The 24,147-nt window shown below is 63.1% G+C and carries 18 protein-coding genes and 3 pseudogenes; 17 read left to right on the top strand and 4 right to left on the bottom strand.

The genetic code is table 11. The annotated features are described in order from the left end of the window. The first annotated feature begins 24 nt into the window (after positions 1-24). From NLY42_RS02210 to NLY42_RS02185, 6 genes and pseudogenes are all read left to right on the top strand, one after another. Positions 25-429, top strand: a complete 405-nt coding sequence (locus NLY42_RS02210) for a very short patch repair endonuclease (protein ID WP_023755857.1) — start codon at positions 25-27, stop codon at positions 427-429. Next, positions 426-2,666, top strand: a complete 2,241-nt coding sequence (locus tag NLY42_RS02205; RefSeq protein ID WP_023755856.1) for an ATP-binding protein — start codon at positions 426-428, stop codon at positions 2,664-2,666. Before NLY42_RS02210 ends, NLY42_RS02205 begins: the two co-directional genes overlap by 4 nt. 2 nt (positions 2,667-2,668) lie before the next feature. Beyond that, the gene (locus NLY42_RS02200) at positions 2,669-3,871 is read left to right on the top strand and encodes a hypothetical protein (RefSeq protein WP_023755855.1); all 1,203 of its coding nucleotides are present in this window, start codon (positions 2,669-2,671) and stop codon (positions 3,869-3,871) included. A gap of 6 nt (positions 3,872-3,877) precedes the next feature. After that, on the top strand, positions 3,878-4,501 hold the full coding sequence (locus NLY42_RS02195) for a hypothetical protein (RefSeq protein WP_023755854.1): 624 nt from the start codon (positions 3,878-3,880) through the stop codon (positions 4,499-4,501). Between the two features lie 402 nt (positions 4,502-4,903). Then, positions 4,904-5,790: pseudogene (locus tag NLY42_RS02190) on the top strand (tyrosine-type recombinase/integrase). Between the two features lie 3 nt (positions 5,791-5,793). Beyond that, positions 5,794-6,039, top strand: a pseudogene (locus NLY42_RS02185) (transposase zinc-binding domain-containing protein); the annotation flags it as partial. A 221-nt stretch (positions 6,040-6,260) separates the two neighbouring features. Here NLY42_RS02185 and NLY42_RS31765 read toward each other — a convergent pair. The 4 genes from NLY42_RS31765 to NLY42_RS02165 form a co-directional block, all read right to left on the bottom strand. Further along, positions 6,261-6,431, bottom strand: coding sequence for a hypothetical protein (locus NLY42_RS31765; protein ID WP_348528094.1), 171 nt, complete (start codon positions 6,429-6,431; stop codon positions 6,261-6,263). A gap of 303 nt (positions 6,432-6,734) precedes the next feature. Beyond that, positions 6,735-7,952 carry an MFS transporter gene (locus NLY42_RS02175; RefSeq protein ID WP_286489275.1) on the bottom strand — a complete coding sequence of 406 codons (1,218 nt, stop codon included), beginning with the start codon at positions 7,950-7,952 and terminating at the stop codon, positions 6,735-6,737. Between the two features lie 57 nt (positions 7,953-8,009). After that, complete coding sequence (gene rpoN, locus NLY42_RS02170; protein ID WP_031244927.1) at positions 8,010-9,446, bottom strand: RNA polymerase factor sigma-54; 1,437 nt, start codon at positions 9,444-9,446, stop codon at positions 8,010-8,012. A gap of 68 nt (positions 9,447-9,514) precedes the next feature. Further along, entirely contained in the window at positions 9,515-10,048 is a 534-nt protein-coding gene (locus NLY42_RS02165; protein WP_023755847.1) for a peroxiredoxin, read from the bottom strand. 1,633 nt (positions 10,049-11,681) lie between these two features. Between NLY42_RS02165 and NLY42_RS02160 the strand changes: the two genes are divergently transcribed. The 11 genes and pseudogenes from NLY42_RS02160 (at position 11,682) to NLY42_RS02115 (ending at position 23,720) form a co-directional block, all read left to right on the top strand. Continuing rightward, a complete protein-coding gene (locus NLY42_RS02160; protein ID WP_023755845.1) occupies positions 11,682-12,884 on the top strand; it encodes a cytochrome P450 in 1,203 nt (400 codons plus the stop codon). Between the two features lie 91 nt (positions 12,885-12,975). Next, a complete protein-coding gene (locus NLY42_RS02155) occupies positions 12,976-14,265 on the top strand; it encodes a cytochrome P450 (RefSeq protein ID WP_031244928.1) in 1,290 nt (429 codons plus the stop codon). A 1-nt stretch (position 14,266) separates the two neighbouring features. Next, positions 14,267-14,392 (top strand): annotated as a pseudogene (locus tag NLY42_RS31760) (ferredoxin); the annotation flags it as partial. A 168-nt stretch (positions 14,393-14,560) separates the two neighbouring features. Then, on the top strand, positions 14,561-15,403 hold the full coding sequence (locus NLY42_RS02150; RefSeq protein ID WP_031244930.1) for a glucose 1-dehydrogenase: 843 nt from the start codon (positions 14,561-14,563) through the stop codon (positions 15,401-15,403). Next, entirely contained in the window at positions 15,403-16,746 is a 1,344-nt protein-coding gene (locus tag NLY42_RS02145) for a cytochrome P450 (RefSeq protein WP_023755842.1), read from the top strand. Before NLY42_RS02150 ends, NLY42_RS02145 begins: the two co-directional genes overlap by 1 nt. 148 nt (positions 16,747-16,894) lie before the next feature. Beyond that, the gene (locus NLY42_RS02140; RefSeq protein WP_031244931.1) at positions 16,895-17,887 is read left to right on the top strand and encodes a polyprenyl synthetase family protein; all 993 of its coding nucleotides are present in this window, start codon (positions 16,895-16,897) and stop codon (positions 17,885-17,887) included. A 136-nt stretch (positions 17,888-18,023) separates the two neighbouring features. Beyond that, positions 18,024-19,574: a hypothetical protein gene (locus tag NLY42_RS02135; RefSeq protein WP_023755840.1), complete on the top strand. Its 1,551-nt coding sequence runs from the start codon at positions 18,024-18,026 to the stop codon at positions 19,572-19,574. Beyond that, positions 19,571-20,473, top strand: coding sequence for a terpene synthase family protein (locus NLY42_RS02130; RefSeq protein ID WP_023756541.1), 903 nt, complete (start codon positions 19,571-19,573; stop codon positions 20,471-20,473). Before NLY42_RS02135 ends, NLY42_RS02130 begins: the two co-directional genes overlap by 4 nt. A gap of 85 nt (positions 20,474-20,558) precedes the next feature. Next, positions 20,559-21,605: a type 2 isopentenyl-diphosphate Delta-isomerase gene (gene fni, locus NLY42_RS02125; RefSeq protein ID WP_031244932.1), complete on the top strand. Its 1,047-nt coding sequence runs from the start codon at positions 20,559-20,561 to the stop codon at positions 21,603-21,605. 557 nt (positions 21,606-22,162) lie between these two features. Further along, positions 22,163-22,489 carry a helix-turn-helix domain-containing protein gene (locus NLY42_RS02120; protein ID WP_023755836.1) on the top strand — a complete coding sequence of 109 codons (327 nt, stop codon included), beginning with the start codon at positions 22,163-22,165 and terminating at the stop codon, positions 22,487-22,489. Next, on the top strand, positions 22,464-23,720 hold the full coding sequence (locus NLY42_RS02115) for a type II toxin-antitoxin system HipA family toxin (RefSeq protein ID WP_031244934.1): 1,257 nt from the start codon (positions 22,464-22,466) through the stop codon (positions 23,718-23,720). The genes NLY42_RS02120 and NLY42_RS02115 overlap by 26 nt, the downstream gene beginning before the upstream one ends. Positions 23,721-24,147: the final 427 nt, after the last annotated feature.

Here is a 24,147-nt window from a genome sequence, read left to right as displayed (position 1 = left end):
GTAGACCCGCTTAGACGGCGCGTCATGTCGGCCGTTAGAGGACGCGACACCAAGCCGGAGATGGTCGTCCGGCGCCTGCTCCACTCGATGAACTATCGGTATCGTCTTCACCGCAAGGAACTGCCCGGGCGGCCGGATATCGTGTTCGTAGGCCGGCGGAAGGCAATCTTTGTCCATGGCTGCTTCTGGCACCGACATCTAGGGTGCTCGAAAACGACGATGCCGAAGACGCGAGCGGGGTTCTGGGCGGAGAAGTTCGAGCGAAACGTCGAGCGCGACCGGAATGCCGAAGACCGCCTGAAAGACGCGGGTTGGTCGACCTTCACTGTCTGGGAGTGCGAGACGCGATCCTCCGATACCTTGGCCTCCCAGTTGCATGCCTTTCTCGAAGCATCGTCACCGGCCGGCGCTGTGAGGACGTTGCGATGAAGACAGCGTCTTCGCCCCCCCGTAATGGAACGATCGGAGGGTTCGATGCCCAGCTCGTTGCCGCGAAGAACCAAAAAACCTACTTCAAAGCCGATTCTGCGCTTCTGCGCGAACTGGGCGAACGGCTCGTCGGCAAGCCGTACATCGCGTTGGCGGAGCTGATCAAGAACGCCTACGACGCCGACGCCACGCGTTGCGTCATTAACCTCACGCGTCGTCGCATCGAGGTTTCCGACGACGGTCACGGCATGACCGAGAAGGAGTTCCTCGATTACTGGATGACGGTCGGGACTCGTCACAAGCAGCATTCTGAGAAGAGCCGCACCCTGGGGCGAAGGGTGACCGGCTCGAAGGGCGTGGGTCGTCTTTCCGCGCAGTTCCTTGCGCAACGGATGCAATTGCTCTCTACCGCGCGAGGCTCCCGCGAACGGCTTCACGCATTCGTCGATTGGGAAACCGCCATCGACACGGGGAGCCTGACTGAAGCCGAGGCGCTTTATCGCCTGGAGCCCTCCGATCCGACGCTCTACCCGCTCGCATCCACCCACGGCACGGTCGTGATCCTCCACGACCTGAAGCAGACGTGGGATGAGGAGGAGATTCGCGAGCTCGGCCGCCAAATCTGGATGCTGAACTCGCCCATCTACCTCTTCGGCAGCAATCGTCGCAGGCGAGGAGACCCGAACGACTTCCGGATCGTGTTCAAGACCGATCTGCCCGGGGTCGACGAGGCGTTCGAGACGCAACTCACTCAGGCGCTCGACAACTTTCAAGCGATCATCCGCGGCAAGATCGAACGCGAGGGCCGGAACAACGTCTCGACCGTGAGCGTCGAGTTTGAAGACGAGGTCTTTTCCGAGACGTTCGCCTGCCCCGATTTCCTCAGAGAAGCAGACTGGGAGATCAGGATCTATAACCTCGCGGGCCGGCAGGCCGGGGGTGTTTCCGTCTACGACATGCGCGAGTACTTCGAGAAATACGGCGGCGTCACCGTTTTCGATAAGGGATTTCGACTGCCATACTATGGAGCGGAAAACGACTGGTTGGAACTGGAGTATGATCACTCCCACCGTCGAAACCGGTCGAAATTGCTGCCGGATCACCTGCATGTCGCGCGAGCGTTGAACGATTTGCCCACGCAGGGCCGTATATTTGGCGTGGTCAATGTCAACACGTCGCGCGAAAACCAGCTTGCCGAGGCAAGAAGGAAGAACGCTGGCGAGTTCCTGAAAATTCAGGTCTCTCGTGACCGGCTTGTCGCCAACAAGGCTTTTGCTGCGCTCAGGGACGCGGTCCGTCAGTCGATCGACTATTATGCGACCCTGAAGCGCCGTCGGGTCGCCGAGACGGTCGAAGTCGTCCGCCCGTCCGAACGACCCGAGTCGAAGCTGCGGCGCTTGCGCAGGTTGGTCGACGACGCCGTCGCGACCTACCCGAACGACGAGACGATGGCGGCGATCGAAGGGGAGCTCGATGACGTCGATGCCAGCCTGGAGAAGGTCCGGGAAAGCGACGAGGCCTCGCGTATAATCTTGGGGCCGCTGGCTTCCGCCGGAATGGCGGCGCTCGCGATAGAGCACGAGACCCGAAAGGAGATGCAGGGGGTTCGATCGAAACTGCGCAAGCTCCTGAAGATCGCGAAGGAGAACGACATCCCCGGTCTTCGCGAAACGGCGAGCGAATTGACCGAGTGGGTGGACCGGCTCGAAGCGACGCGCAACATCTTCCTGCCGATGATGGACGCTGAAGATCGCGAAAGGATTGAACCGCTGGAGTGCGAAGGTGTCGCACGAACCGTGGTCGCCAATTTGCGCCCACTTCTCGGCAACGTGCAAGTCACCTTCGACATGGAAGAGCGGCTGCATTTCCCCGCCGCCGCCTATTCGGAGTGGAACGCCATTCTCCAGAACGTGCTGCTGAACGCGGCCAACGCGACGTTAGATGCTAAGGTCCCTAGGATCGAAATCTCGTCCGAAATCTACAATCGATACGGATACCTCTACGTCTCCGACAACGGCATCGGCATCGGCGACAATGCCGAGGAACTATTCAAGCCGTTTGCTCGGAAGTCAAACATTTCGTCGGAACGTCGAGAGTTGGGAATGGGGGGAACCGGGCTCGGTCTCACCATTGTGGAAATGATTGCAGATAACAGAAACTGCGATGTCGAGTTCGTCGATCCGGGCGATTCCAATTGGAGCACGACGTTTCAGATGAGCTGGCGAGTGGAGCGATAGATATGCGGGTGCGGGTTTGCGACGACGACGCGTCGATCGCCGAGGATTGGGTAGCTGCGATCAAGGCGGTGGTTCCTGCTCAGTTCGATGTCGATCGAATGGCAGCCGCGAAGGATGATGTCTCCAATCTTCTTCGTCGCAAACTCGCCGTAGAGGACGGCGCCGATCCACTGGGAACAGCGACTGGGTTTGACGGCATCGATATCCTCGTCGTCGATTACGACTTGCTTCACCTCGACGATGCGGGAAGTAGAACGACCGGCGAGGGTGTCGCGCGACTTGCACGTTCGTTGTCGACGTGCGGGGCGATCGTCGTGATGAACCAGTACAAGGGTCCGCAGTTCGACCTCGGTATGCGCGGTCACCTAGACAGCTTCGCCGAGGTCAACATCGAAGCTTCGTTGGTGGGAAAGCCGGCCCTTTGGCAGGCCATCAAGCCCGGGGCATCGGAGTTCAATCCGACTACGTGGACGCCGATGCCTGCTCTGCTCGAAGCGGGTAGAGGCTTGGCGTCCAAGTTCGCTTCCGAGGGGCTCGATTTCCCCATCATGCCCCTACTTGGACTGGATGCCGGTGCGCTAGCGGAACTGTCCGACACCGCCTTTGGCTTCGTCAGTCCCAAGGCGCAGACAGCCGAGGAACTCGCCGTCGTTACCCTGAGAGAGTTCGTCGGCTACTCGCTTGACGCAGACTTCGCCTCACACCTGTCCGAGACAGCGGCGAATATCGTGTATGCCTTCGCGGCGTTTCGGCTGGTAAAGTGGTTGGACCGCGCCGTACTCCGTCCCATGGATGTGCTCGTCGACGCCGCTCACCTTCTCGACAGACTGCCATTCATGATCGATCCGGATAAAGCTGATCCGAGCGATTCTTCAAGCTGGGCGAAGGCCATTGGATCGCCCCAAGACTCTCTGCGATGGGATCTGCTCGAAAAGTACCACAACCCACTGGCTTCCAGTGCTTTGGGCAAGCCCGTCTTCGACTGGTTCAGGCTCGCGGAGGACGATTTGGTCGACGAGATGCAGGACAAGTACCTCGAAGGCCAGCCGAGCAGGTTCTTCCTTGCGGAAGATACGTCAAGGTTCGTTGAGAAAGGTGCGTTGACGCGCTTTCGGGCCGACTTCCACAATTTTGGCGATCGTCGCGGCATCGAGAAGATCGATGGGATCAGCTACGGCCCGCTTCGTCGTATCCGCTTCGGCTGATCGCAAATGACGGAACACCACGAAGCGGTCGTGCTCATCTTGGACCGCCTGAAAACCGAAGGTCTGGAATGGTATCGCGGCGCGAAGGCCGAAGATGTTTACCTGTTTGAGCGCCGCATTTCCGGCAGCTTCTCCATTTTCGACGGAGGGGAGATCCATACCGTTGGGCGCAAACCGAAGGGTAGCTTTCCCGCCAAAAAAATCCTCGTAATGACGCCCTCGGGCCGGGAAGAAGAGGCGATCTTGGGCCTCTGGCTGCGTTGGAATTTCGAGGCCGATCCGTTCGAGTTCAGGCTGTTCCTCGGTCATTGGTGCGAGATCGATGGCCAAAAGACCTTTCTCGCTTTTCGCTTCGATTCGCCTGAGCAAGGTGAGGAGCATAATTACTACCACTGCCAACCGTGCCGGAACTTCGGTGACAAGGAGTTGGTGCCGGACGCGGCACTCGTTTCACAACGGTTTCCGACGATACCCGTCAACGCATCGAATATCGTTGAGCTGACGGTCTGTGCTCTGATGTCGAGCATGGGGCACAAGAAGATGAAGGGCTTCGTCCGCAAGCTGCTTAGAGAGCCGGCGTCGGCAAGCAACGCTGCCCTCACGGCGGCCTACTCCCGCTGCTTCGCGTGATTTCCGAATTGGAGAGCCAGTGCATTTCAGCAACTGTACGCATACCCACGAACCATCCTGCGCCGTGATCATCGCCGTGGGAGACGGGCGGATCGATCCCGAACGCTTCTCGCGTTGGCGTAAGCTGCATGACGAGAACACAACTTTCGGGGTGCTCAGGTAGGGCCGCCGCTGACGCGGCCGCGCCCACGAGCAAGCTCTAGTTTGGGTCTGGACGAACATCCGCTTCCGATGCTTCAGAATCTGAAACAGGACGATCTGAAAAGGTCTGCAGAACGAACCCGCTGCGCGGGAGGGGCGCTTGCGGTTGAGGTAAAGATCGAGAATCGGTCGTCGCGCTCGCGTTGAGCGTCGTTCGGCGGGAGCAGAGCATGGCGGGCTTCTTCAACAAGGAGCCTGACCATGCACCATCCCGTTCTCGATGTACCCGTCAGCCCGCTGCGCCAGCGGCTGATCGACGACATGAACATGCGGCGTTTCTCACGCAAGGCGCAGCGCAACTATCTCCGCGATATCGGACGCCTGGCGACATTCTCGGGCGTTCACCAGACCCCGCTACCGCCGACGACCTGCGCCGGTTCCAGATTGAGCAGCAGGAGGACGGCGTTCCCGTGCCGACGGTGAACAGCATCGTGTCGGCGCTGCGCTTCTTCATCACCCAAAACGCTCGACCGCCCGGATCTGGCGCGCCGGCTCGTCCGGCTGTCGCATTCGCGCAACCTGCCCGTGGTGCTCAGTCGCGACGAGCTCGCCCGGCTGCTCAACGGGCCGCACTGTCGGTTGCCTATGGCGCGGGCCTGCGCGTCGCCGAGGTGTCGATGCTGAAGGTTGCCGACGTCGACAGCGAGCGCATGCTGCTGCGCGTCGAGCGTGGCAAGGGCGGGCGCTATCGCAACGCCATGCTCTCGCAGGACCTGCTCACGCTTCTGCGTGAGTGGTGGAAGGTCTGACGTCAGCAGGGCGTGATGCACCGCGACGGCCGGCTGTTCCCCGGACAGCACGCGATGAAGCCGATCAGCACGCGGCAGCTCTATCGCATCGTCGTCGAGGCGGCCCGGGCCGCCGACATCGCCAAGCGAGTCGGGCCGCACACGCTGCGCCACAGCTTCGCCACCCACCTGCTGGAGGACGGCACCGACATCCGCATCATCCTGGTCCTGCTTGGGCATGCCAAGCTCAACAACACCGCCCTTTACGCGAAGGTGGCGACCCGGACGGTGCGCACGGTGACGAGCCCGCTCGACAAGCTTGGCCTGTTCAAGCCGGGAGAGATCTCGCCCGACATCTGAGCCGTGCGCGCCTCGACCGAGGTCGCCGACATCTTCCGTGCTGCCGGCCCCGCCCACCTGGCCGCCCATGCAGGTCACCGGAGCCTCGCCCAGCTCAAGGTCATGTCGGCGATCGAGCATTGCCGCACCGCAGCCCTTGGCGGTCACGTCGAGGCTTGCGAGGACTGCGACCAATGGCGGATCGCCTACACCTCCTGCCGCAACCGGCACTGCCCGAAGTGCCAAGGCGCGGCCGCACGGACGTGGTTGGCCGAGCTGCCCAGCCCCGGTGATCCCGAGGTACCGGAAGACTTCCGCCCGCCATGCTCGTGCTGCGGCGGGCATGATCATCATCGAGACCTTCGAACGGTGAAGACAGCCGCCCGGACCGCCGGACACAACGCGACGACCGGGCGAACTCTCCATGACCGAGATGCCCTTGATAGCGCTTGTCCGCCTTGGCGATCAGACTTTACAGAAGCGCTTCTCACTCACGCCCGACTTATCGCCGGCCACGAGCAGGATCGCCTTCCGCTTCCGGTCGAATGCGAACGCAACCGCCAGACACCATCATCAGCATCGAAGCGAAGTTCTTTCATGTTCGCAAACGACGAGTCATTCAAGGTATCCGCATGCGGTCGCCCCAGCTGGGGCCCGAACACACCGAGCAGCTTAGCCGAGGCCAATAGCTCATCTTGGACTATCTGGGGCAACGCTCGGAATGCCGGCTTGTCGTGAAGGATATGACCGCCAGCAAGGGTTCCATCGCGCCGGCAGCGCTCACCGTCGCCAAATGGAAACCGGTGCCGGCGAGGTTCGCTTGTCTGGCGGTGTCGGTCGTCATGGCCCGGAGGTGAAGCCGGCGAAGCGCTTCCGCGGGTCCATGCAAGCAGAGGATCGCCGCGCCGTGCATGCGATTGGACCTCTCGTCCGCTGCGCTGCTGAGTTCTCTCCTGTCAGGCGGTCTAGGTTTCGCGCTTCGGGCCGAGCAGGAAAACTATGAGGGCAGCGACGAACGTGGCAACAGCACTGTAGGCAATGGCGCTGGCGATCCCCGCATTCTCCACCAATAGCCCGCCGAAAATCGCGCCGGCTGCGATTGCCACTTGGAATGCTACGACCATCAGCACACCGGCGCTTTCGGCCTGCTCGGGAACGGCCCGCCGCACCATCCACGTCTGTAATCCCACCGGCACCGCGCCGAAGGCAAAGCCCCACGCGCCAACCGCAATCCCCGAGGCGAAGGCCGATGCTCCCGCCGTCAGTAGCGAAACAGCCGCTATCCCTATGAGCAGCGGTGCAAGGGCCGCGACTGCCTTGAGACTGTACTCGGCCAGAAGCCCGCCGGCCAAATTGCCGAAGAATCCGCCGATGCCAAAAGCAAGCAACACAAGCGAGATCGTCTCAACGTCAAGTGCGGGAATCTTTTCGAGGAAGGCGCGGATATAGGTGATTCCGGCGAAGTGGCCGGAAGCGACCAGCAGGATGACAAAAAGCGCAACCTTGACCATCGGAATCTTTGCCACATCCAGCAGGCTGCGGACGCTAGTCACTCCAATCGGAGGCAGTCTCGGAATGGTTATGAGCTGCACGAGCAGTGTAGCGACGCCGCCGGCTGCGGCGAGCATGAAGGCGCTTCGCCATCCCCAGATATCGCCGACATAAGCGCCGATTGGAGCTGCGCAGACGGTAGCTACGGAAACGCCGGTGAGGATAATCGACATAGCGCGAGGCAGGAGGTGGCTTGGAACGAGCCGCATCGCCAGTGCTGCCGACATCGACCAGAAGCCTCCGAGCGCTATGCCGAGCACGACGCGTGCAGTCAGGAGAACCGCCAGCGACCACGCGCCGGCCGCCAGAACGTCCGACAGGATCAGCAGCAGCGTCATGGTCCACATGACGGTCCTGCGGTCCAGGCGCTTTGTGATGATGGCCACCGTCGGCGCCGAGATCGCCCCGACGATAGCTGTCGCCGTCATCGCCTGTCCAGCCGCTCCCTCGCTGATACCGAGATCATGCGCGAGGGGCGTGAGCAGGCTGACAGGCAGAAACTCTGCCGTGACCAACCCGAAGGTGCCCAAGGAAAGCGAAATGATGGCACCCCATGCGGGACCAGACGGTGGGACGGGCTTTTCTGGGTCTTGCAGAACAGCGTTCATGACGCCTGCTGCGGATCGGGTCATGAACGAAGTCTCCACTTTGATGCAATGCAACGTGATGTTGGCTGCCTTGACCCAAATCTAAAAACACAAGCGCATTTCCCGGCGGCGTTGCACGGAGGAGGGGATGTTCATTGCTTCGCGATACTTTGTGACGGTGCGGCGCGCAACATCAATGCCGGTTTCCTTCAGCCGGACAGCGATGTCCTCGTCGGAAAGCACGTCGCCGGGAGATTCTGCGGCAATGATCGCTTTGATCCGATGCCGGACAGCTTCGGCGGAGTGCGCATCGCCGCCTTGGCAGGACGCGATCGCGACGGTGAAAAAATACTTCAGTTCAAAGACGCCGCGCGGGGTAAGCATGTACTTGTTCGAGGTCACCCGGCTTACCGTCGACTCGTGCACGCCGATCGCGTCAGCGACCGTTCTGAGATTGAGAGGCCGCAGGTGGGCGACGCCATGTTCCAAAAAGGCATCCTGCTGACGCACGATTTCAGCCGCAACCTTAACAATCGTCTTGGCGCGCTGATCGAGGCTGCGGATTAGCCAGTTCGCGTTTTGCAAGCATTCGTCGAGAAATGCTTTATCTTTCGAATTTTGGGCAGTTTGACGCGTGACTTCGGCATAGTAGGTTTGGTTGATCAGCAGCTTCGGCAGCGTGGCGGGATCAAGTTCGATCTGCCACCCGCCTTGCGGCGATGGCGTGACCCAGACGTCGGGTATAATTGATTCAGACGCACCGGATTGGAATCTGTTCCCAGGCTTGGGATCGAGCGCCCGAATCTCATGCATCATGTCGAGAAGGTCTTCTTCATCGACGCCGCAATGCTGCTTTAGTGCCTCAAAATCGCGTCGCGCAAGCATTTCAAGATGGGCAACCAAAGCTGCCATTGCCGGGTCGAGCCGGTTTCGCTGGCGCAACTGGATCTCGAGGCATTCTCTGAGACTTCGCGCAAAAACTCCCGGTGGATCAAATTGCTGCAAGGTTCCGAGAACCCGTTCCACAACAGCCTCATGGACATTAAGGTTCTCGGCCAGCTCCAAAAGGTTTGCCCGAAGATAGCCAGTGTCTTCCAGATCGGCGGCAAGCTGGCCAGCGATCAGCCGCTCCTGTGGTGTGAACGCAGTGAGGGCGATCTGACGAGCGACATGGTCGTGCAACGTTTCGGCGAGGATGGCAAACTCGTCGAGGGAAGGGCTATTGCCCGGCGGGTTGTTGGTCGTGTTGCGAAGTGATTTCCATTGCCCGAGCCGTTCAGGCGACCCTGCCCCGGTCAGTCCTTCAACGGCGTTTGCGCCAGGGCCGAGAGGCTGATCCGCTCCTGAAATCGAAGCATCGTCAAAAGGCCCGCCATCGTTTGACGCAGATTCCAAGAGCGGGTTCTTCTCGATTTCCCGCTCCACAAACTGATGCAGTTCGGTATGCGCCAGTTGCAGCAAGCGAATCGACTCAATGAGTTGAGGCGATGCGACGATGGATTGCTTCTGGCGCTGAAACAGGCTTGCTGAAGATTGCATGGTGAGTGCGATAATCCTGTCGAGGAGCCTCTTGGGGCCTGCAATGGCGCCAGGAGACGTTTTCTAGGTCATGCGGCGGCTTTCAGCGTTTCAAGAACGTTTTGCGGGGATGAGACGCCATACGGGTCGGCCTCGCAGTTGTCGGAGAAACCTTCCTCCTCGAACCAGTGCTCCACCACGCCATTGTTGATCAGGGCGGCGTAGCGCCATGAGCGCATCCCGAATCCGAGATTGTCCTTGGCAACCAGCATGCCCATCTTGCGTGTGAACTCGCCTGAGCCATCGGGGATGAGCTCGACCTGCTTCAGGCCCAAGGACTTCCCCCACGCATTCATGACGAAGGCGTCGTTGACTGAGAGGCAGTAAATCGCGTCAATTCCCTCCTTCTCAAACTCATCATAGAGCTCTTCGAACTTGGGCAATTGGTAGGTCGAGCAGGTCGGAGTGAAGGCGCCAGGCAGCGAGAACAGGATGACCCGCTTGCCGGCAAAGTAGTCATCAGATGTCTTTTCTTCCCAGCGATATGGATTTGGCCCCTGGACCGACTTATCGTGAACACGGGTGAGAAAGGTGACGAAGGGAACTTTCTTTTGAAATGTCATCAAGTTGCTCCTAAAGAAGAAAACTGCCGTTGATTTCTGGCAGAGGCTGGCGCAATACCGAGAAAAGGCTCGTATGCTCGGGCACGGAAGGACCTCGCGGCTCGCAACCTCCTTTTCCATCCCGACGTATGGGAACGTCCTGGCTGCTGGCCTTTGCCATCCGAACGCAATCGATCTGAGCGAGCTGGAGACCGTCGAGCCGCTTGCTTTCCACGGCTATGGCGCCGCAAACGGGATCGATCACTCGCGCTCGTGCCCAAGGAAAAGTGATAGCGGCCGGAAGTAGCCAATGTCGCAAGCATGTGCAGGCCTCAAAAGTGACTTTACGCAACAGACCCGCGTCACTGGACTGGTTCAGCGTGTTGTCGATATGTGGCAGTGACCCGCCGGCCTTGGCTTGGGTGACCCTTTGACAAGGCTTTTCGGCACTCACATGCTGAACAGAACCGGCAAACCGCATTTGCGCGCGCGGCCCGTGTTGGCGTGCCGGCATCGGACCAGCCATGCGCAAAGCGGCCACCCAGAACGGACTTCCGGAGGAGACGATGCCCCGATGTTCAGCTGGAAGGGGCACCGTCTCCTCAGGCCACGGTCTGGAGCTTCGCGTGTCGGCCATGGTGCAAGTCGCTTTCATCGTGATTTGATGGTGCTCTAACCAGGAGCAGCAAGCGGCGTGCCACTTGGAATAGAGGGGCTGTTGGACCGCCCCTCCTTCTCGGAGGCCGTGTCTTAGAAGATCGGGCGCGCGCTATAACCGCCTCGTCACACAGGCAACAACGATGCTGTGTGCGGATATTCGGCGCTTCAGCCCCGGCTGGGCAAAGACGAACCGGAAGCCGAGCCGATGCATTACCTGAGGCTGGAGGGCACTCCAGTCATTGCGTAACGTGTGGCGCTAGCGTTCATGGGCGCGCCGGCACGGCTATCGCGAACATGCGCCTGTCGCAGCGACCATTAGCGGGCGCTCTTGGACAAGCGCCTTGGCCCCGTGAGGATCGAATTCCCCAATCGTGTCTGTTTGCCGCCCTCTTATGTTCGAAACTGGGACCAGAATGTCGCAAGCCCGACCTAAAGGTCGCCGAGGCGTTCTGTCCGACACTGTTCCGTCGCCTTTGTTGGCCCGCGACACCGGCCTATTTCGCCTAGCCCTTCTCTGGCCTCAGGCTAAGCCCCTAAAAGCATCACAGATTTTTTTTCTTTGGTCGGCCAAATTGGCACGAGTTTTGAAGCACCTTCGTTGCGGGCCGGGAGCCCGACCGACTTCCATTCGTGAATGACACGAATGGAACGAAGAAAGAAAGCAAAATGTCAAATCCGCGTTGCTTAGCGTCTATGGGCAGAGGCCCCTCGGCGAAACCGCCCTACCCAACAGCTCGCCGCCCTTGTCGAACCTTGCGCAGGAAAGCTTGGCCGGCGGCGTCTCAAACGCCCACCGCGCCGACTTTATCCTGACCTCGAAGGTGCAAGATAACGTTCCGCATCTTGCCGCGCGATGTGCCTAGACAGTTACGCGTTAGCCGTTCTTGATTATCGGTCTGCCTTCGGAGGACGTCATCTATATGCCGTCTTAGGTCTTCGCTGCCGCAGCGCCCGCCGGTCACCTTCCGCCCTCGCTATTAAGTGAAGTGCCACCATGTCCGAACAACCCTTGCCGACGCTGCCGATGTGGCGCGTCGATCACATTGAGCCATCGCCCGAGATGTTGGCGCTACGCACCAATGGTCCGATCCACCACGTGCGCTTCCCGTCCGGGCACGAAGGCTGGTGGGTCACAGGCTATGACGAGGCCAAGGCGGTGTTGACCGACGCGGCGTTCCGGCCCGCGGGAATGCCGCCGGCGGCATTCACCCCGGATTCGGTGATTCTCGGTTCGCCAGGATGGCTGGTCTCGCACGAGGGGGGCGAGCATACGCGGCTACGCACGATCGTGGCGCCGGCCTTCAGCAACGGCAGGGTGAAGCAGCTCGCGCAGCAAGTGGAGGCGATCACCGCGCAGTTGTTCGAGACGCTGGCGGCCCAGCCCCAGCCCGCCGATCTGCGGCGCCACCTCTCCTTTCCGCTCCCTGCGATGGTCATTGGCGCGCTGATGGGCGTGCTCTACGAGGATCACGCCTTTTTTGCAGGGCTGTCCGACGAGGTGATGACCCACCAGCATGAAAGCGGCCCGCGAAGCGCGTCGCGCTTGGCCTGGGAAGAACTCCGCGCCTACATTCGCGGCAAGATGAGGGACAAGCGCCAGGATCCGGGCGACAACGTGCTGACGGATCTGCTCGCGGCGGTCGACCAGGGCAAGGCGACCGAGGAAGAGGCGATCGGCCTGGCGGCAGGCATGCTGGTGGCGGGGCACGAGAGCACCGTGGCACAGATCGAATTTGGCCTGCTGGCCATGTTCCGCCATCCGCAACAGCGCGAACGCCTGGTGGGCGATCCATCCCTGGTGGACAAGGCCGTGGAGGAAATCCTGCGCATGTACCCGCCGGGCGCCGGCTGGGACGGCATCATGCGCTATCCGAGGACCGACGTGACCATCGCGGGCGTGCATGTTCCCGCAGAGAGCAAGGTGCTGGTCGGCCTGCCGGCGACGTCGTTCGATCCGCGCCATTTCGACGACCCGGAAATCTTCGACATCGGACGTGACGAAAACCCGCACCTGGCGTTCTCCTACGGGCCGCACAGCTGCATCGGCTTGGCGCTAGCCAGGCTGGAACTCAAAGTGGTGTTCGGTTCGATCTTCCAGCGCTTTCCCGCGCTGCGCCTGGCGGTGGCGCCCGAAGAACTGGAGTTGCGCAAGGAGATCATCACTGGCGGGTTCGAGGAGTTCCCGGTGCTCTGGTGATGCGCGGACGCCACGAGGAATCGCGATGTCCTCGAATTGCCCGCGCGACTGCCGCGCGCCGATCAGATCAGCCAACCAACAGGTGACCAAGATGGACGTGCAAGAAACCACGGCAGCATGCCGGGACGCCTTCGCCGAACTGGCGTCGCCAGCGTGCATTCAGGACCCGTACCCATTCATGCGGTGGTTGCGCGAGCACGATCCGGTACATCGCGCGGCGTCGGGCCTCTTTCTGTTGAGCCGCCACGCCGACATCTGCTGGGCGCTTAAAGCCACTGGCGATGCTTTTCGGGGGCCGGCACCAGGCGAACTGGCGCGCTATTTCCCGCGTGCGGCGACCAGCCTGTCGCTAAGTTTGTTGGCGTCTACTTTAGCGATGAAGGAACCTCCAACGCATACGCGTCTGCGCCGGCTGATCTCGCGCGATTTCACCATCGGCCAGATTGACAAGCTGAGGCCGACCATGGCTCGCATTGTCGCGGCGCGCCTGGACGGCATGGCGCCCGCGCTGGAGCGCGGGGAGGCAGTGGACCTGCATCAGGAATTCGCGCTGGCCTTGCCCATGCTGGTTTTCGGTGAACTGTTTGGCATGCCCCCGGACGACATTCTCGCGCTCGTCACCGGCATCAGCGCCATTCTGGAAGGCCTGAGCCCGCACGCCAGCGATCCGCAGCTCGCCGCGGGGGACGAGGCCAGCGCCAGGGTGCAGGCCTACTTCGGCGACCTCATACAGCGCAAGCGCACCGATTCCTGCCATGACATCGTGTCAATGCTGGTCGGCGCACACGGCGACGATGCCGAGACGCTGTCGGATGCGGAATTGATCAGCATGCTCTGGGGCATGCTGCTGGGCGGCTTCGCCACCACTGCCGCGGCCATCGGCCATGCTGTCCTGGCGATGCTGGCGTATCCCGAACAGCGGCACTGGCTGAAGGGAGATGCCGTGGGGGTGAAGGCATTCGTCGAAGAAGCCCTTCGCTACGACGCGCCCGCCATGTTCAGCTCCATTCCGCGTATCGCCCAGCGCGACATCGAAATGGGCGGCGTGGTGATCCCGAAGGACGCGGACGTGCGCGTGCTGATCGCGGCCGGCAATCGCGACCCGGACGCCTTCGCCGATCCCGATCGCTTCGATCCCGTGCGGTTCTGCGGCACCAGTCCTGGCATGTCGATCGACGGGAAGATCATGCTGACCTTCGGCCACGGCATCCACTTCTGCCTTGGCGCGCAACTGGCCCGGGTGCAGTTGGCCGAGAGCCTGCCGCGGATCCAGGCGCGCTTCCCCACGCTGGCATTGGCCGAGCAGCCGACCCGGGAGCCCTCCGCGTTCCTTAGGACGTTCCGCGCGCTGCCGGTGCGGCTGCACCGGCAGGAGGGTTAAGATGCGGGTCGTGGTCGATCAGGATCTGTGCGGAACTACCGGGCAGTGCGTGCTGACGCTGCCGGGCGCCTTTCGCCAGCGCGAACCGGACGGGGTGGCCGAAGTGTGCGTGGCGACGGTCCCGCAGGCGCTACACGCCGCCGTGCGGCTTGCGGCCAACCAGTGCCCGGTCGCCGCCATTCGGGTCATCGAAAGCGACGCTGGCCATGACGAGAGCGCCAGTGCCGACCCTGCGCCTTCTCCGGCGCAGGCCGAGCGGCATGCTGCGAAAGACCAATGCAATTCAGGAGACACGATGGCAAGGTTTGAAGGCAAGGTGGCGGTGGTGACCGGCGCCGGCGCCGGCATCGGCAAGGCATGCGCTCTCGCCATCGCGCGCGGGGGCGGCAGAGTGGTGGTGGCCGACATTGATGGCTCGGCCGCCATCGCCTGCACCGCGCAGATCGCGGCCGAAGCAGGCCACGCGCTGCCCATAGCCATGGATATCGCCGATGAGCAGGCGGTGGCAGCGCTGTTCGAGACGGCGGAGCGGCACTTCGGGGGGGTCGACCTGCTGGTTAACAATGCGAGCGCCATGCATCTGACCTCGCGCGACTGCGCGATCCTCGACCTGGACCTGGCAGTCTGGGACCAGACCATGGCGACCAATCTGCGCGGCACGCTGCTCTGCTGCCGGCAGGCCATCCCGCGGATGATGGCCCGCGGCGGTGGCGCGATCGTCAACATGTCGTCGTGCCAAGGGCTCAGCGGTGACACGGCGCAGACGTCCTATGGCGCGTCGAAGGCGGCGATGAACATGCTTTCGGCTTCGCTCGCCACCCAGTACGGTCATGCGCAGATTCGCTGCAACGCGGTTGCGCCGGGTCTTATCATGACCGAGCGTCTCCTCGCCAAGCTGGACGAGTGCATGCAACGGCATCTGCGCCGGCACCAGCTCCTGCAGCGCGTCGGCCGCCCCGAGGACGTGGCCGCGCTCGTGGCGTTCCTGCTCTCCGCCGATGCTGCGTTCATCACCGGCCAGGTCGTGTGCATCGATGGCGGCATGCTGGCGCATGTGCCGACATACGCGGACGGTGGCAACAGCTGCGCCGCGCGCCCTGCCGGCGACACCGAATCGGCGACGGCGGCGCGCTGCTGATGGACATACTGCTCAACCCACTCAACCGTCGGCACCGGCTGCGATCCGACATCCCGGTCATGCCCGGCGCTTTCCCCCTGGTCGGGCATCTTCCCGCCATTGTCTGCGACCTGCCGCGCCTGCTGCAACGCGCAGAACGGACGCTGGGCAGCCACTTCTGGCTGGATTTCGGCCCTGCCGGACATCTGATGACCTGTGTGGATCCGGACGCATTCTCTCTGCTCAAGCACAAGGACGTGTCCTCGGCGCTGATCGAAGAGATCGCGCCCGAATTGCTTGGCGGAACGTTGGTTGCCCTGGACGGCGGCGCGCACCGGCAGGCGCGCGATGCCATCAAGGCAGCGTTCTTGCCCAAGGGGCTGACCCAGGCCGGGATCGGCGACCTGTTCGCGCCGGTCATCCAGGCGCGGGTGCAGGCGTGGCGCGCCCGCGGCGAGGTAACTATCCTGCGCGAGACCGGCGACCTGATGCTGAAGCTCATCTTCAGCCTCATGGGAATCCCCGCCCAGGACCTGCCGGGATGGCATCGCAAGTACCGGCAATTGCTGCAGTTGATCATCGCGCCACCGGTCGACCTGCCCGGATTGGCTTTGCGGCGCGGCCGCTCCGCCCGCGACTGGATCGACGCGCAGTTGCGCCGGTTCGTCCGCGATGCGCGCGCGCATGCCGCGCGCACCGGGTTCATCAACGACATGGTGAGCGCTTTTGACAGCAGCGACGGTCCGCTCTCCGATGACGTCCTGGTCGCGAATATTCGCTTGCTGCTGCTTGCCGGTCACGACACCACTGCCTCGACGATGGCCTGGATCGTGATCGAGCTGGCGCGGCAGCCTGTGCTGTGGGACGCCCTGGTCGAGGAGGCGCAACGCGTGGGTGCGGTGCCGACCCGGCACGCGGACCTGGCGCAGTGTCCGGTCGCCGAGGCGCTGTTCCGCGAGACACTGCGCCTGCACCCGGCGACCACGCTCCTGCCGCGTCGCGCGCTGCAGGAATTGCAACTCGGCCAACGGCGCATTCCCGCGGGCACCCATCTGTGCATCCCGCTGCTGCATTTCTCGACCTCGGCGCTGCTGCACGAGGCGCCTGATCAGTTCCGCCTGGCGCGGTGGCTGCAACGCACGGAGCCGATCCGGCCGGTTGACATGCTGCAGTTCGGTACCGGCCCACACGTCTGCATCGGCTACCACCTGGTATGGCTGGAAATGATGCAGTTCTGCATCGCCTTGGCGCTGACCATGCACAAGGCCGGCGTGCGGCCGCAGTTGCTGAGCGACGTCGAAAAAGGTCGACGCTATTACCCGACCGCACATCCGTCCATGGCAATCCGCATAGGCTTCTCATGAGCTGGCATCGCATGCCCCGTGTGGCAGGGCAGCGGCGCCGGCGAGGCGCGGCATTGCGGCACTCAGCGCACGCGCTCGGTGTAGCGCCGGCAACACCGTGACGGCTTGCGCTCGCCGTGGCCGTCTCAGCTACAAGGACATGAACAACATGCAAACCGGTTCCACACTACACGACGACCGAACTGGCGTTTCCGCATTCGGCGGGCTGGGCGGGCAGGCGCGCGGCGCATCTGGCGGGCTGCTCCCGGAGATCTGGATGCAGGACGGCGCAAAGCGGGTCGAACAGGCGCTGGCGCGTCTGCTCTGCGCCGAAGACGACGGTGAAACAGAGCTGATGGCGGCCATGCGCTACGCCACCTTGCATGGCGGGAAGCGCACCCGCGCCTTGCTCTGTCTGGCTGCCGGCGCACTGGCGGGCACGCCGGCGCACATGCTCGACGACGTCGGTGCCGCCATCGAGATGATGCACGCCTGTACCCTGGTCCACGACGACCTGCCCGCGATGGACGACGACGTGCTTCGCCGCGGCCTTCCGACCGTGCACGTAAAGTTCGGCGAAGCCACTGCGATCCTGGTCGGCGATGCGCTGCAGGCCCACGCCTTCCTGACGCTGGCGAGCCTGGATGCGCCGAGCGACAATCGTATTGCGCTCGTGCGCGAACTGGCGCAGGCGGTGTCCGCCGAGGGTGCCGCAGGCGGGCAGGCCATGGATCTGTCGCTGGTCGGAAAGCACGCCGGGCTGGACAGGATCCTGGCGATGCACCGGATGAAAACCGGAGCGCTAGTGCGCGCGTCGGTTCGCATGGGCGCGCTATACTCCATCGCGGAGGATGCCGCGCACGCTGCGCTGTACTGTGCGCTCGATCGCTACACCGCCTGTTTTGGCCTGGCGTTGCAGGTGGCCGACGACATTCTCGACGCGACGGCGGATACCGCGACTCTTGGCAAGACCCCCGGCAAGGACGCGGCCGCGCAGAAGCCGACCTGCGCGTCGATCATGGGGCTGCAGGCAGCGCGCCAGTTCGCGCTGTATTTGTTGCACGACGCCGGGGAGGCCATCGCCCCTCTGGGGCCGCGTGGGGAAGGGTTGGCGCAGATGCTGCAGCGGGCCAACGTCTATCTGTCCGCGCCATACGCGTGAGCGCGCCCGTCCGTATGGACTCGCCCCTGTGCTGCTGCGATCGGCCGGCGGGCGCTGCATCCCGTGTCGGCGGCGACGTGCGCGGTGTCTGCGCGATCATGGTTCTCGTCATCCGTCTGCAGAAGGAACTTCCCGCGTGAACGCGCTGTCCGAACAGATCCTTTCCGAATTGCGCCACCTGCTGAGCGAGATGAGCGACGGCGGCAGCGTCGGTCCGTCCGTATACGACACGGCGCGAGCTCTGCAGTTCGACGGCAACGTCACCGGTCGGCACGACGCATACGCGTGGCTCATCGCGCAGCAACAGGCCGATGGCGGATGGGGAAGTGCGGACTTCCCGCTGTTTCGCCATGCGCCAACGTGGGCGGCGTTGCTGGCATTGCAGCGTGCCGATCCTCTTCCCAGGGCTGCCGACGCAGTCCAGGCTGCAACCCGGTTCATCGAGCGCCAGCCCGATCCCTACGCGCATGCGGTGCCGGAAGACGCGCCCATCGGCGCGGAGCTGATCCTGCCGCAGTTGTGCGACGAGGCCGCATCCTTGCTGGGCGGCTTGTCGTTTTCGCGCCACCCGGCGCTGTTGCCGTTGCGGCAAGCACGCCTGGTCAAGCTGGGGGCTGTGGCGACGTTGCCGAGCGGCCATCCGTTGCTGCACTCCTGGGAAGCCTGGGGGACGTCGCCGGCCACCGCATGCCCGGACGACGACGGCAGCATCGGCATCAGTCCGGCGGCCACCGCCGCGTGGCGTGCGCACGCCGTGACACAGAGAAGAACGCCGCACGTCGGGCGCACGGGCGGGTATCTGCAGGCGGCATCGCGGGCGACGCGCACCGGCATTGAAGGTGTCGTTCCCAATGTCTGGCCGATCAATGTGTTCGAGCCATGCTGGTCGCTGTACACCCTGCATCTGGCGGGTCTGTTCGCGCATCCCGCGCTCGCCGAGGGGGTGCAAGTGATCGTCGCGCAGCTCGACGCCCGCCTCGGAGTCCGCGGTCTGGGCCCGGCCTTGCACTTCGCGGCCGATGCGGACGACACCGCCGTTGCGTTGTGCGTCCTTCGCCTTGCAGGCCGCGACCCGGCGGTCGATGCATTGCGCCAGTTCGAAACCGGCGAGCTCTTCGTCACCTTCCCCGGTGAGCGCAATGCCTCGGTGTCGACCAACATCCATGCCCTGCATGCGTTGCGAATGTTGGGAAAACCCGCCGCCGGCACCAGCGCCTACGTCGAGGCCAATCGCAACCCGCACGGTCTATGGGACAACGAAAAATGGCACGTTTCGTGGCTGTATCCCACCGCGCATGCAGTCGCTGCGCTGGCGCAAGGCAAGCCCCAGTGGCGCGACGAGCGCGCGCTGGCGGGGCTGCTGCGTGCGCAGCGCGACGACGGCGGCTGGGGCGCCGGTCGCGCGTCTACATTCGAGGAAACCGCTTATGCGCTGTTCGCGTTGCACGTGATGGACGGGAGCGAAGAGCCGGCAGGGCGCCGGCGCATAGCGCAGGCGGTGGCGCGCGCGCTAAAGTGGATGCTCGCCCGCCACGCGGCGCATGCATTGCCCCAGACGCCGCTGTGGATCGGCAAGGAACTGTATTGCCCCACCCGGGTCGTGCGCGTGGCCGAACTCGCCGGGTTGTGGCTGGCGCTTCGCTGGGGGCGGCGTGTCTCGGCCGAGGGAGCAGGAGCGGGACCATGATCCCGACCGATCGCGCGCTGCAGCAGGTGCTGGAGTGGGGGCTTTCCCTGACCGGGTTCGCCGACGAGCATGCCGTGGAAGCGGTCAGGGGCGGGCAGTACATCCTGCAGCGCATCCACCCGAGCCTGCGCGACACCAGCGCCCGCACCGGCCGCGATCCGCTCGACGAAACGCTGATCGTGGCGTTCTATCGCGAACTGGCGCTGCTCTTCTGGCTCGACGATTGCAACGACCTTGGCCTGATCGCGCCGGAGCAGCTCGCCGCGGTGGAGCAGGCGCTGGGGCAGGGCGTGCCGTGCGCGCTCCCCGGATTCGAGGGCTGTGCTGTGCTGCGCGCTTCGCTCGCCGCGCTCGCCTACGATCGTCGCGATTATGCTCAGCTTCTCCACGATACCCGGTGCTACTGCGCGGCGTTGCGTGCTGGACACGCGCAGGCGGCAGGGGCGGAACGCTGGTCGTACGCCGAGTACCTGCACAACGGCATCGATTCGATCGCCTACACGAACGTGTTCTGTTGCCTGTCTTTGCTGTGGGGGCTGGACATGGCGACCTTGCGCGCGCGTGCGGGGTTTCGGCAGGCTCTGCGGCTCATCTCCGCGATAGGGCGCTTGCAGAACGATCTGCATGGACGCGAAAAGGATAGGTCGGCCGGCGAGGGAGACAACGCGGCGATCCTGCTGCTGCAGCGCTATCCGGCCATGCCTGTGGTAGATTTCCTCAAGGACGAGCTGGCCGGCCATACGCGCATGCTGCACGGGGTGATGGCGGAAGAACGCTTTCCCCCGCCGTGGGGACCGTTGATCGAGGCCATGGCGGCGATCCGCGCGCAGTACTACGAGACCTCAACCAGCCGCTACCGCAGCGATGCTGCGGGCGGGGGCCAGCGTGCGCCGGCCTGAACGCGGGGGAAACGGCGGCGTGCGCGCCCTGCCGTCGGTTCGACCCGACGCAACGCCGTCGCCCGATGCGGCGGAAGGAGCGAGCATCAGCGACACCAAGTTGAGCCGGCGCAAGGACGACCACCTGGACATCGTGCTGAATCGGCGAACGGCACGGGCCAAGGCCGCCGGCTGGGAGTACATCCGTTTCGAACACTGCGCATTGCCCGAGTTGGACCTGACGCAGATCGACCTCAGCGCCTCGCTGCTTGGCAAGACCATGCGCGCGCCGCTGCTGATCAGCTCCATGACTGGCGGCATGCCACGCGCCGAGGCCATCAACCGACATCTGGGCGAGGCGGCGCAAGCCTTGGGGATCGCAATGTGCGTCGGTTCGCAGCGCGTGAGCTTGCAATCCCGCAATTCCCAGGGGCTGACGCGCGCGCTGCGCCGCCTGGCCCCAGACGTTCCCTTGCTGGCCAATATCGGCGCCGCGCAACTGCGCGAGGCCGACGGCCTGGACCTCGCGCGCCGGGCGGTGGATGCACTGGAGGCCGATGGACTCATCGTCCATCTCAATCCGCTGCAGGAAGCGGTACAGCCGGAGGGCGACCGCGACTGGCGCGGCGTCCTGGCGCAGATCGCTCGCGCCGCGCGCAGCGTGGGTGTGCCGATCGTGGCCAAGGAAGTGGGGTCGGGCCTGTCCCCCTCGGTGGCCTGTGCGCTCGTCGAGGCGGGCGTGGCGGTGATCGATGTCGCCGGCGCCGGCGGCACCAGTTGGTCCGCGGTGGAGGGCGAGCGCGCCCGCGATGCCGCCGACCGCGCAGTGGCGATGGCGTTCGCCGATTGGGGGATACCGACCTCAGCCAGCGTGCAGGCGGTACGTCGGGCGCTGCCAGCGGTGAAGCTGATCGCGTCGGGCGGGATCAGCGACGGCGTCGACGTGGCCAAGGCCATCCGCCTGGGCGCGGACATCGCCGGGCAGGCGGCCGGCGTGCTGCGCGCGGCTACGGTATCCACCGAGGCGGTTGTCGCGCATTTCGAGATCGTCATCCGCCAGTTGGCCGTCGCCTGCTTCTGCACCGGCTCGGCTGATCTTGCCGCGTTGCGTCAGGCGCGCTTGTTGCCCTCGGCGCACCTGCCCGCCGGTTGACGCCGGCGGCGCCCGTACGTGCGGCGGGCGCTAGTCTTACTGAGTGAGAAGATCGCGGACGCGGAGGGATTTCGCGCTGGTCGCCGGGTTTTTCTGGTGCTGCTTCGTGATCAAGGACGCGTTACGCCATATGGACAGCCGCGAGTAAGCGTATTCGACGGCTATCTCGATGCTTGATCAGGGTGACCGGACGCCGGCGAGAGGAGCCCCTAAAGCATCGGAACACCAGCTGCGGCGGGCGACCGGCAGGAGCAGATGGTGCAAATCCATTGCAATGAAGGAGTAGGGATCCACATTGACCTCGAGTCATGCGCGGTCGGTCGTATGAAGGCGAAGAGACGAGCGCCTTCATCTGGCCGACTGCCTTGATTTAACATTCCGATGGTTTCGGAGCGGCGTCCACCGTCGGGCGGCGCCAAAAGGCAGGACGATTGATCTCTTTAGGTATCATCGGGCTGGTGCATGATGCGCGAACAGATCATAATATGTTGACTCGAGCGCTAGATAAGATACTCTGCCATATCATCTAGCATTGGAATGGATCGTTTACATATCATATGGACGCTCAATCGGAAATTCTACGGGAAATCGGTGGGCTTTTCAGGCAGGCGAGGTTGGCCGCTGCGATGACGCAGGAGCAGGTCGCTGATTTGGCGGGTATATCCCGTCCCCGATATCGCGACATCGAAAAGGGAGCCGCAGCCGCGCGTGCGACGACGCTCATGAATATCGCTCGCGCGCTCGGTCTGGAAATGATGCTGGTTCCGCAAGCCATGGTGCCGGCTGTCCAGGCTCTATTGCGTCCGCATGATGATGACGATCGACCCGCCTTTGTTTCTCAACCTGACGATGACGATCATGGCCCCAGTCTTTCGCGCACCTAAGACAATCCCGTCCCTGGACGTGCTCTTGAACGCAGTGAAGATCGGCACAATCGTCAGGACGCCGGGTGATTTCAATGCATTCAACTTCGATGAGGCCTACCGCGCGACGGGCGGCTTTCCGGTTCTCAGCCTGTCGTTCCGGGCAGCGACGGGAGGATTGCGAAAAGATCCGAAGCCTCTGGCAAGCGCCTTGCCCGCTTTCTTCGCGAACCTCCTGCCGGAGGAGAAATTGCGGGAGGCGATGGAAAGGCACCACGAAGGCAATGTGCGGCCAGGCAATGATTTCGACCTTTTAGCGGCACTGGGCGCCGATCTGCCGGGAGCCGTACGGGCGTTGCCCAGTGACGGCGCGATAGCGGTTTCGCAGGATGCTTCAAAGGATCAGCCCAAGGCACGGTTCTCGCTTGCCGGCGTGCAGATGAAGCTGTCGGTCATGAAGAACATTGGAAAAGGCGGCGGCCTTACCTTGCCAATGGACGACGAGCAGGGCCGGTACATTGCCAAGTTCCCTTCGACGGCGTTTCCGGGCGTTTCCGAGAACGAATTCGCCAACCTGGCGCTGGCAGCAGCAATCGGCATGGAGGTTCCTGAATGCGAACTGGTCGAAAAGTCCGATTTTGAGGGCGTTCCCGAAGAATTCAACACGCTGTCTGACGGCAAGGTCCTTCTCGTCAAACGCTTCGATCGCGGCGCCGGTGGCGAGAGGATACACATCGAGGATTTCGCTCAGGTCTTCGGTGTCTACCCCTCGCGCAAATATGAGGGGGCCGCTTATCACGACATAGCCTTGGCTCTTGGCGTGGCCGTCTCGCCTACGGCGGCTCTCGCGTTCGTCCGCCGCCTGGCACTGACCGCCATCACCGGCAATGGCGACATGCACCTGAAGAACTGGTCTTTGATCTATCCCGATAACGGCGACAAGCCGGCGCTTGCACCAATCTACGACCTCCTGTCCACCGTGCCATATATTCCCGCCGACGCCATGGCGCTGTCGCTTGGAGGAGAGCGCTCGTTTAAGGCGCTAGCAGCACCGCGATGGAAAGCATTTGCGAACCGTGCACGGCTTCCGGAGCCAGCAGTCCTGAAGGCAGTGGTCGAGACGGTCAAACTCGTCAACGAACACTGGTGGCATCTGCCTGAGCGTGATGTCGTCGCAGCGAAAGTGCTCGAGCGGATCGACGAACATGTGAAGGCGATGACGCCGATACTGAACTCCTGCGCCGAGAAGTAAACCGAGTCCCTCGGGTTGATATAGCGGAACTATTCGCCCGTGCCCCGGATGAGTGGCCGTGGATCGGTGGCATGCTAGGATCGCGCGCAAAGTCGGCGGAGTGTCCACTTGGACACGCGTTGAGCAAGCACGTCAGCTCGCGGGCACAGAAGAGTTCGCAGCATCCCGCAGAGGGTCGAGATGCTGTTCGTCCACCTCAATACAACGATGCGGTTCAACCGAATGCGGTGACTGAGGATCGCGATCCGACGCTTTGTGTCGCCAATGTCGCGTCCGCTACACGGGCTGTTCCGACGATCCTTTCTTGGAACTCAAGCTAAACCCCTGAAAAGCAACCACGAAATTATTCTTCGGTTGGATCAGCCAAATTGGCACGAGTCTTGAGATCCTTAGGTGCGAGGCGGCTAGAGCTGCCCGACCGGCATTC

The organism is Mesorhizobium sp. C372A (genome assembly GCF_030323245.1).
In the GTDB taxonomy this organism is placed as follows: Bacteria; Pseudomonadota; Alphaproteobacteria; order Rhizobiales; family Rhizobiaceae; genus Mesorhizobium.
Note: the sequence above shows the minus strand (reverse complement) of the source record. Positions and strands in the feature narration are given on the sequence as shown.

Excerpts from the sequence above, each read along its gene's own strand:
- NLY42_RS02210 (WP_023755857.1), top strand. The coding sequence starts at position 25 with ATGTCGGCCGTTAGAGGACGCGACACCAAGCCGGAGATGGTCGTCCGG.
- NLY42_RS02205 (WP_023755856.1), top strand. The coding sequence starts at position 426 with ATGAAGACAGCGTCTTCGCCCCCCCGTAATGGAACGATCGGAGGGTTC.
- NLY42_RS02200 (WP_023755855.1), top strand. The coding sequence starts at position 2,669 with ATGCGGGTGCGGGTTTGCGACGACGACGCGTCGATCGCCGAGGATTGG.
- NLY42_RS02195 (WP_023755854.1), top strand. The coding sequence starts at position 3,878 with ATGACGGAACACCACGAAGCGGTCGTGCTCATCTTGGACCGCCTGAAA.
- NLY42_RS02175 (WP_286489275.1), bottom strand. The coding sequence starts at position 7,952 with ATGACCCGATCCGCAGCAGGCGTCATGAACGCTGTTCTGCAAGACCCA.
- rpoN (WP_031244927.1), bottom strand. The coding sequence starts at position 9,446 with ATGCAATCTTCAGCAAGCCTGTTTCAGCGCCAGAAGCAATCCATCGTC.
- NLY42_RS02165 (WP_023755847.1), bottom strand. The coding sequence starts at position 10,048 with ATGACATTTCAAAAGAAAGTTCCCTTCGTCACCTTTCTCACCCGTGTT.
- NLY42_RS02160 (WP_023755845.1), top strand. The coding sequence starts at position 11,682 with ATGTCCGAACAACCCTTGCCGACGCTGCCGATGTGGCGCGTCGATCAC.
- NLY42_RS02155 (WP_031244928.1), top strand. The coding sequence starts at position 12,976 with ATGGACGTGCAAGAAACCACGGCAGCATGCCGGGACGCCTTCGCCGAA.
- NLY42_RS02150 (WP_031244930.1), top strand. The coding sequence starts at position 14,561 with ATGGCAAGGTTTGAAGGCAAGGTGGCGGTGGTGACCGGCGCCGGCGCC.
- NLY42_RS02145 (WP_023755842.1), top strand. The coding sequence starts at position 15,403 with ATGGACATACTGCTCAACCCACTCAACCGTCGGCACCGGCTGCGATCC.
- NLY42_RS02140 (WP_031244931.1), top strand. The coding sequence starts at position 16,895 with ATGCAAACCGGTTCCACACTACACGACGACCGAACTGGCGTTTCCGCA.
- NLY42_RS02130 (WP_023756541.1), top strand. The coding sequence starts at position 19,571 with ATGATCCCGACCGATCGCGCGCTGCAGCAGGTGCTGGAGTGGGGGCTT.
- NLY42_RS02120 (WP_023755836.1), top strand. The coding sequence starts at position 22,163 with ATGGACGCTCAATCGGAAATTCTACGGGAAATCGGTGGGCTTTTCAGG.
- NLY42_RS02115 (WP_031244934.1), top strand. The coding sequence starts at position 22,464 with ATGGCCCCAGTCTTTCGCGCACCTAAGACAATCCCGTCCCTGGACGTG.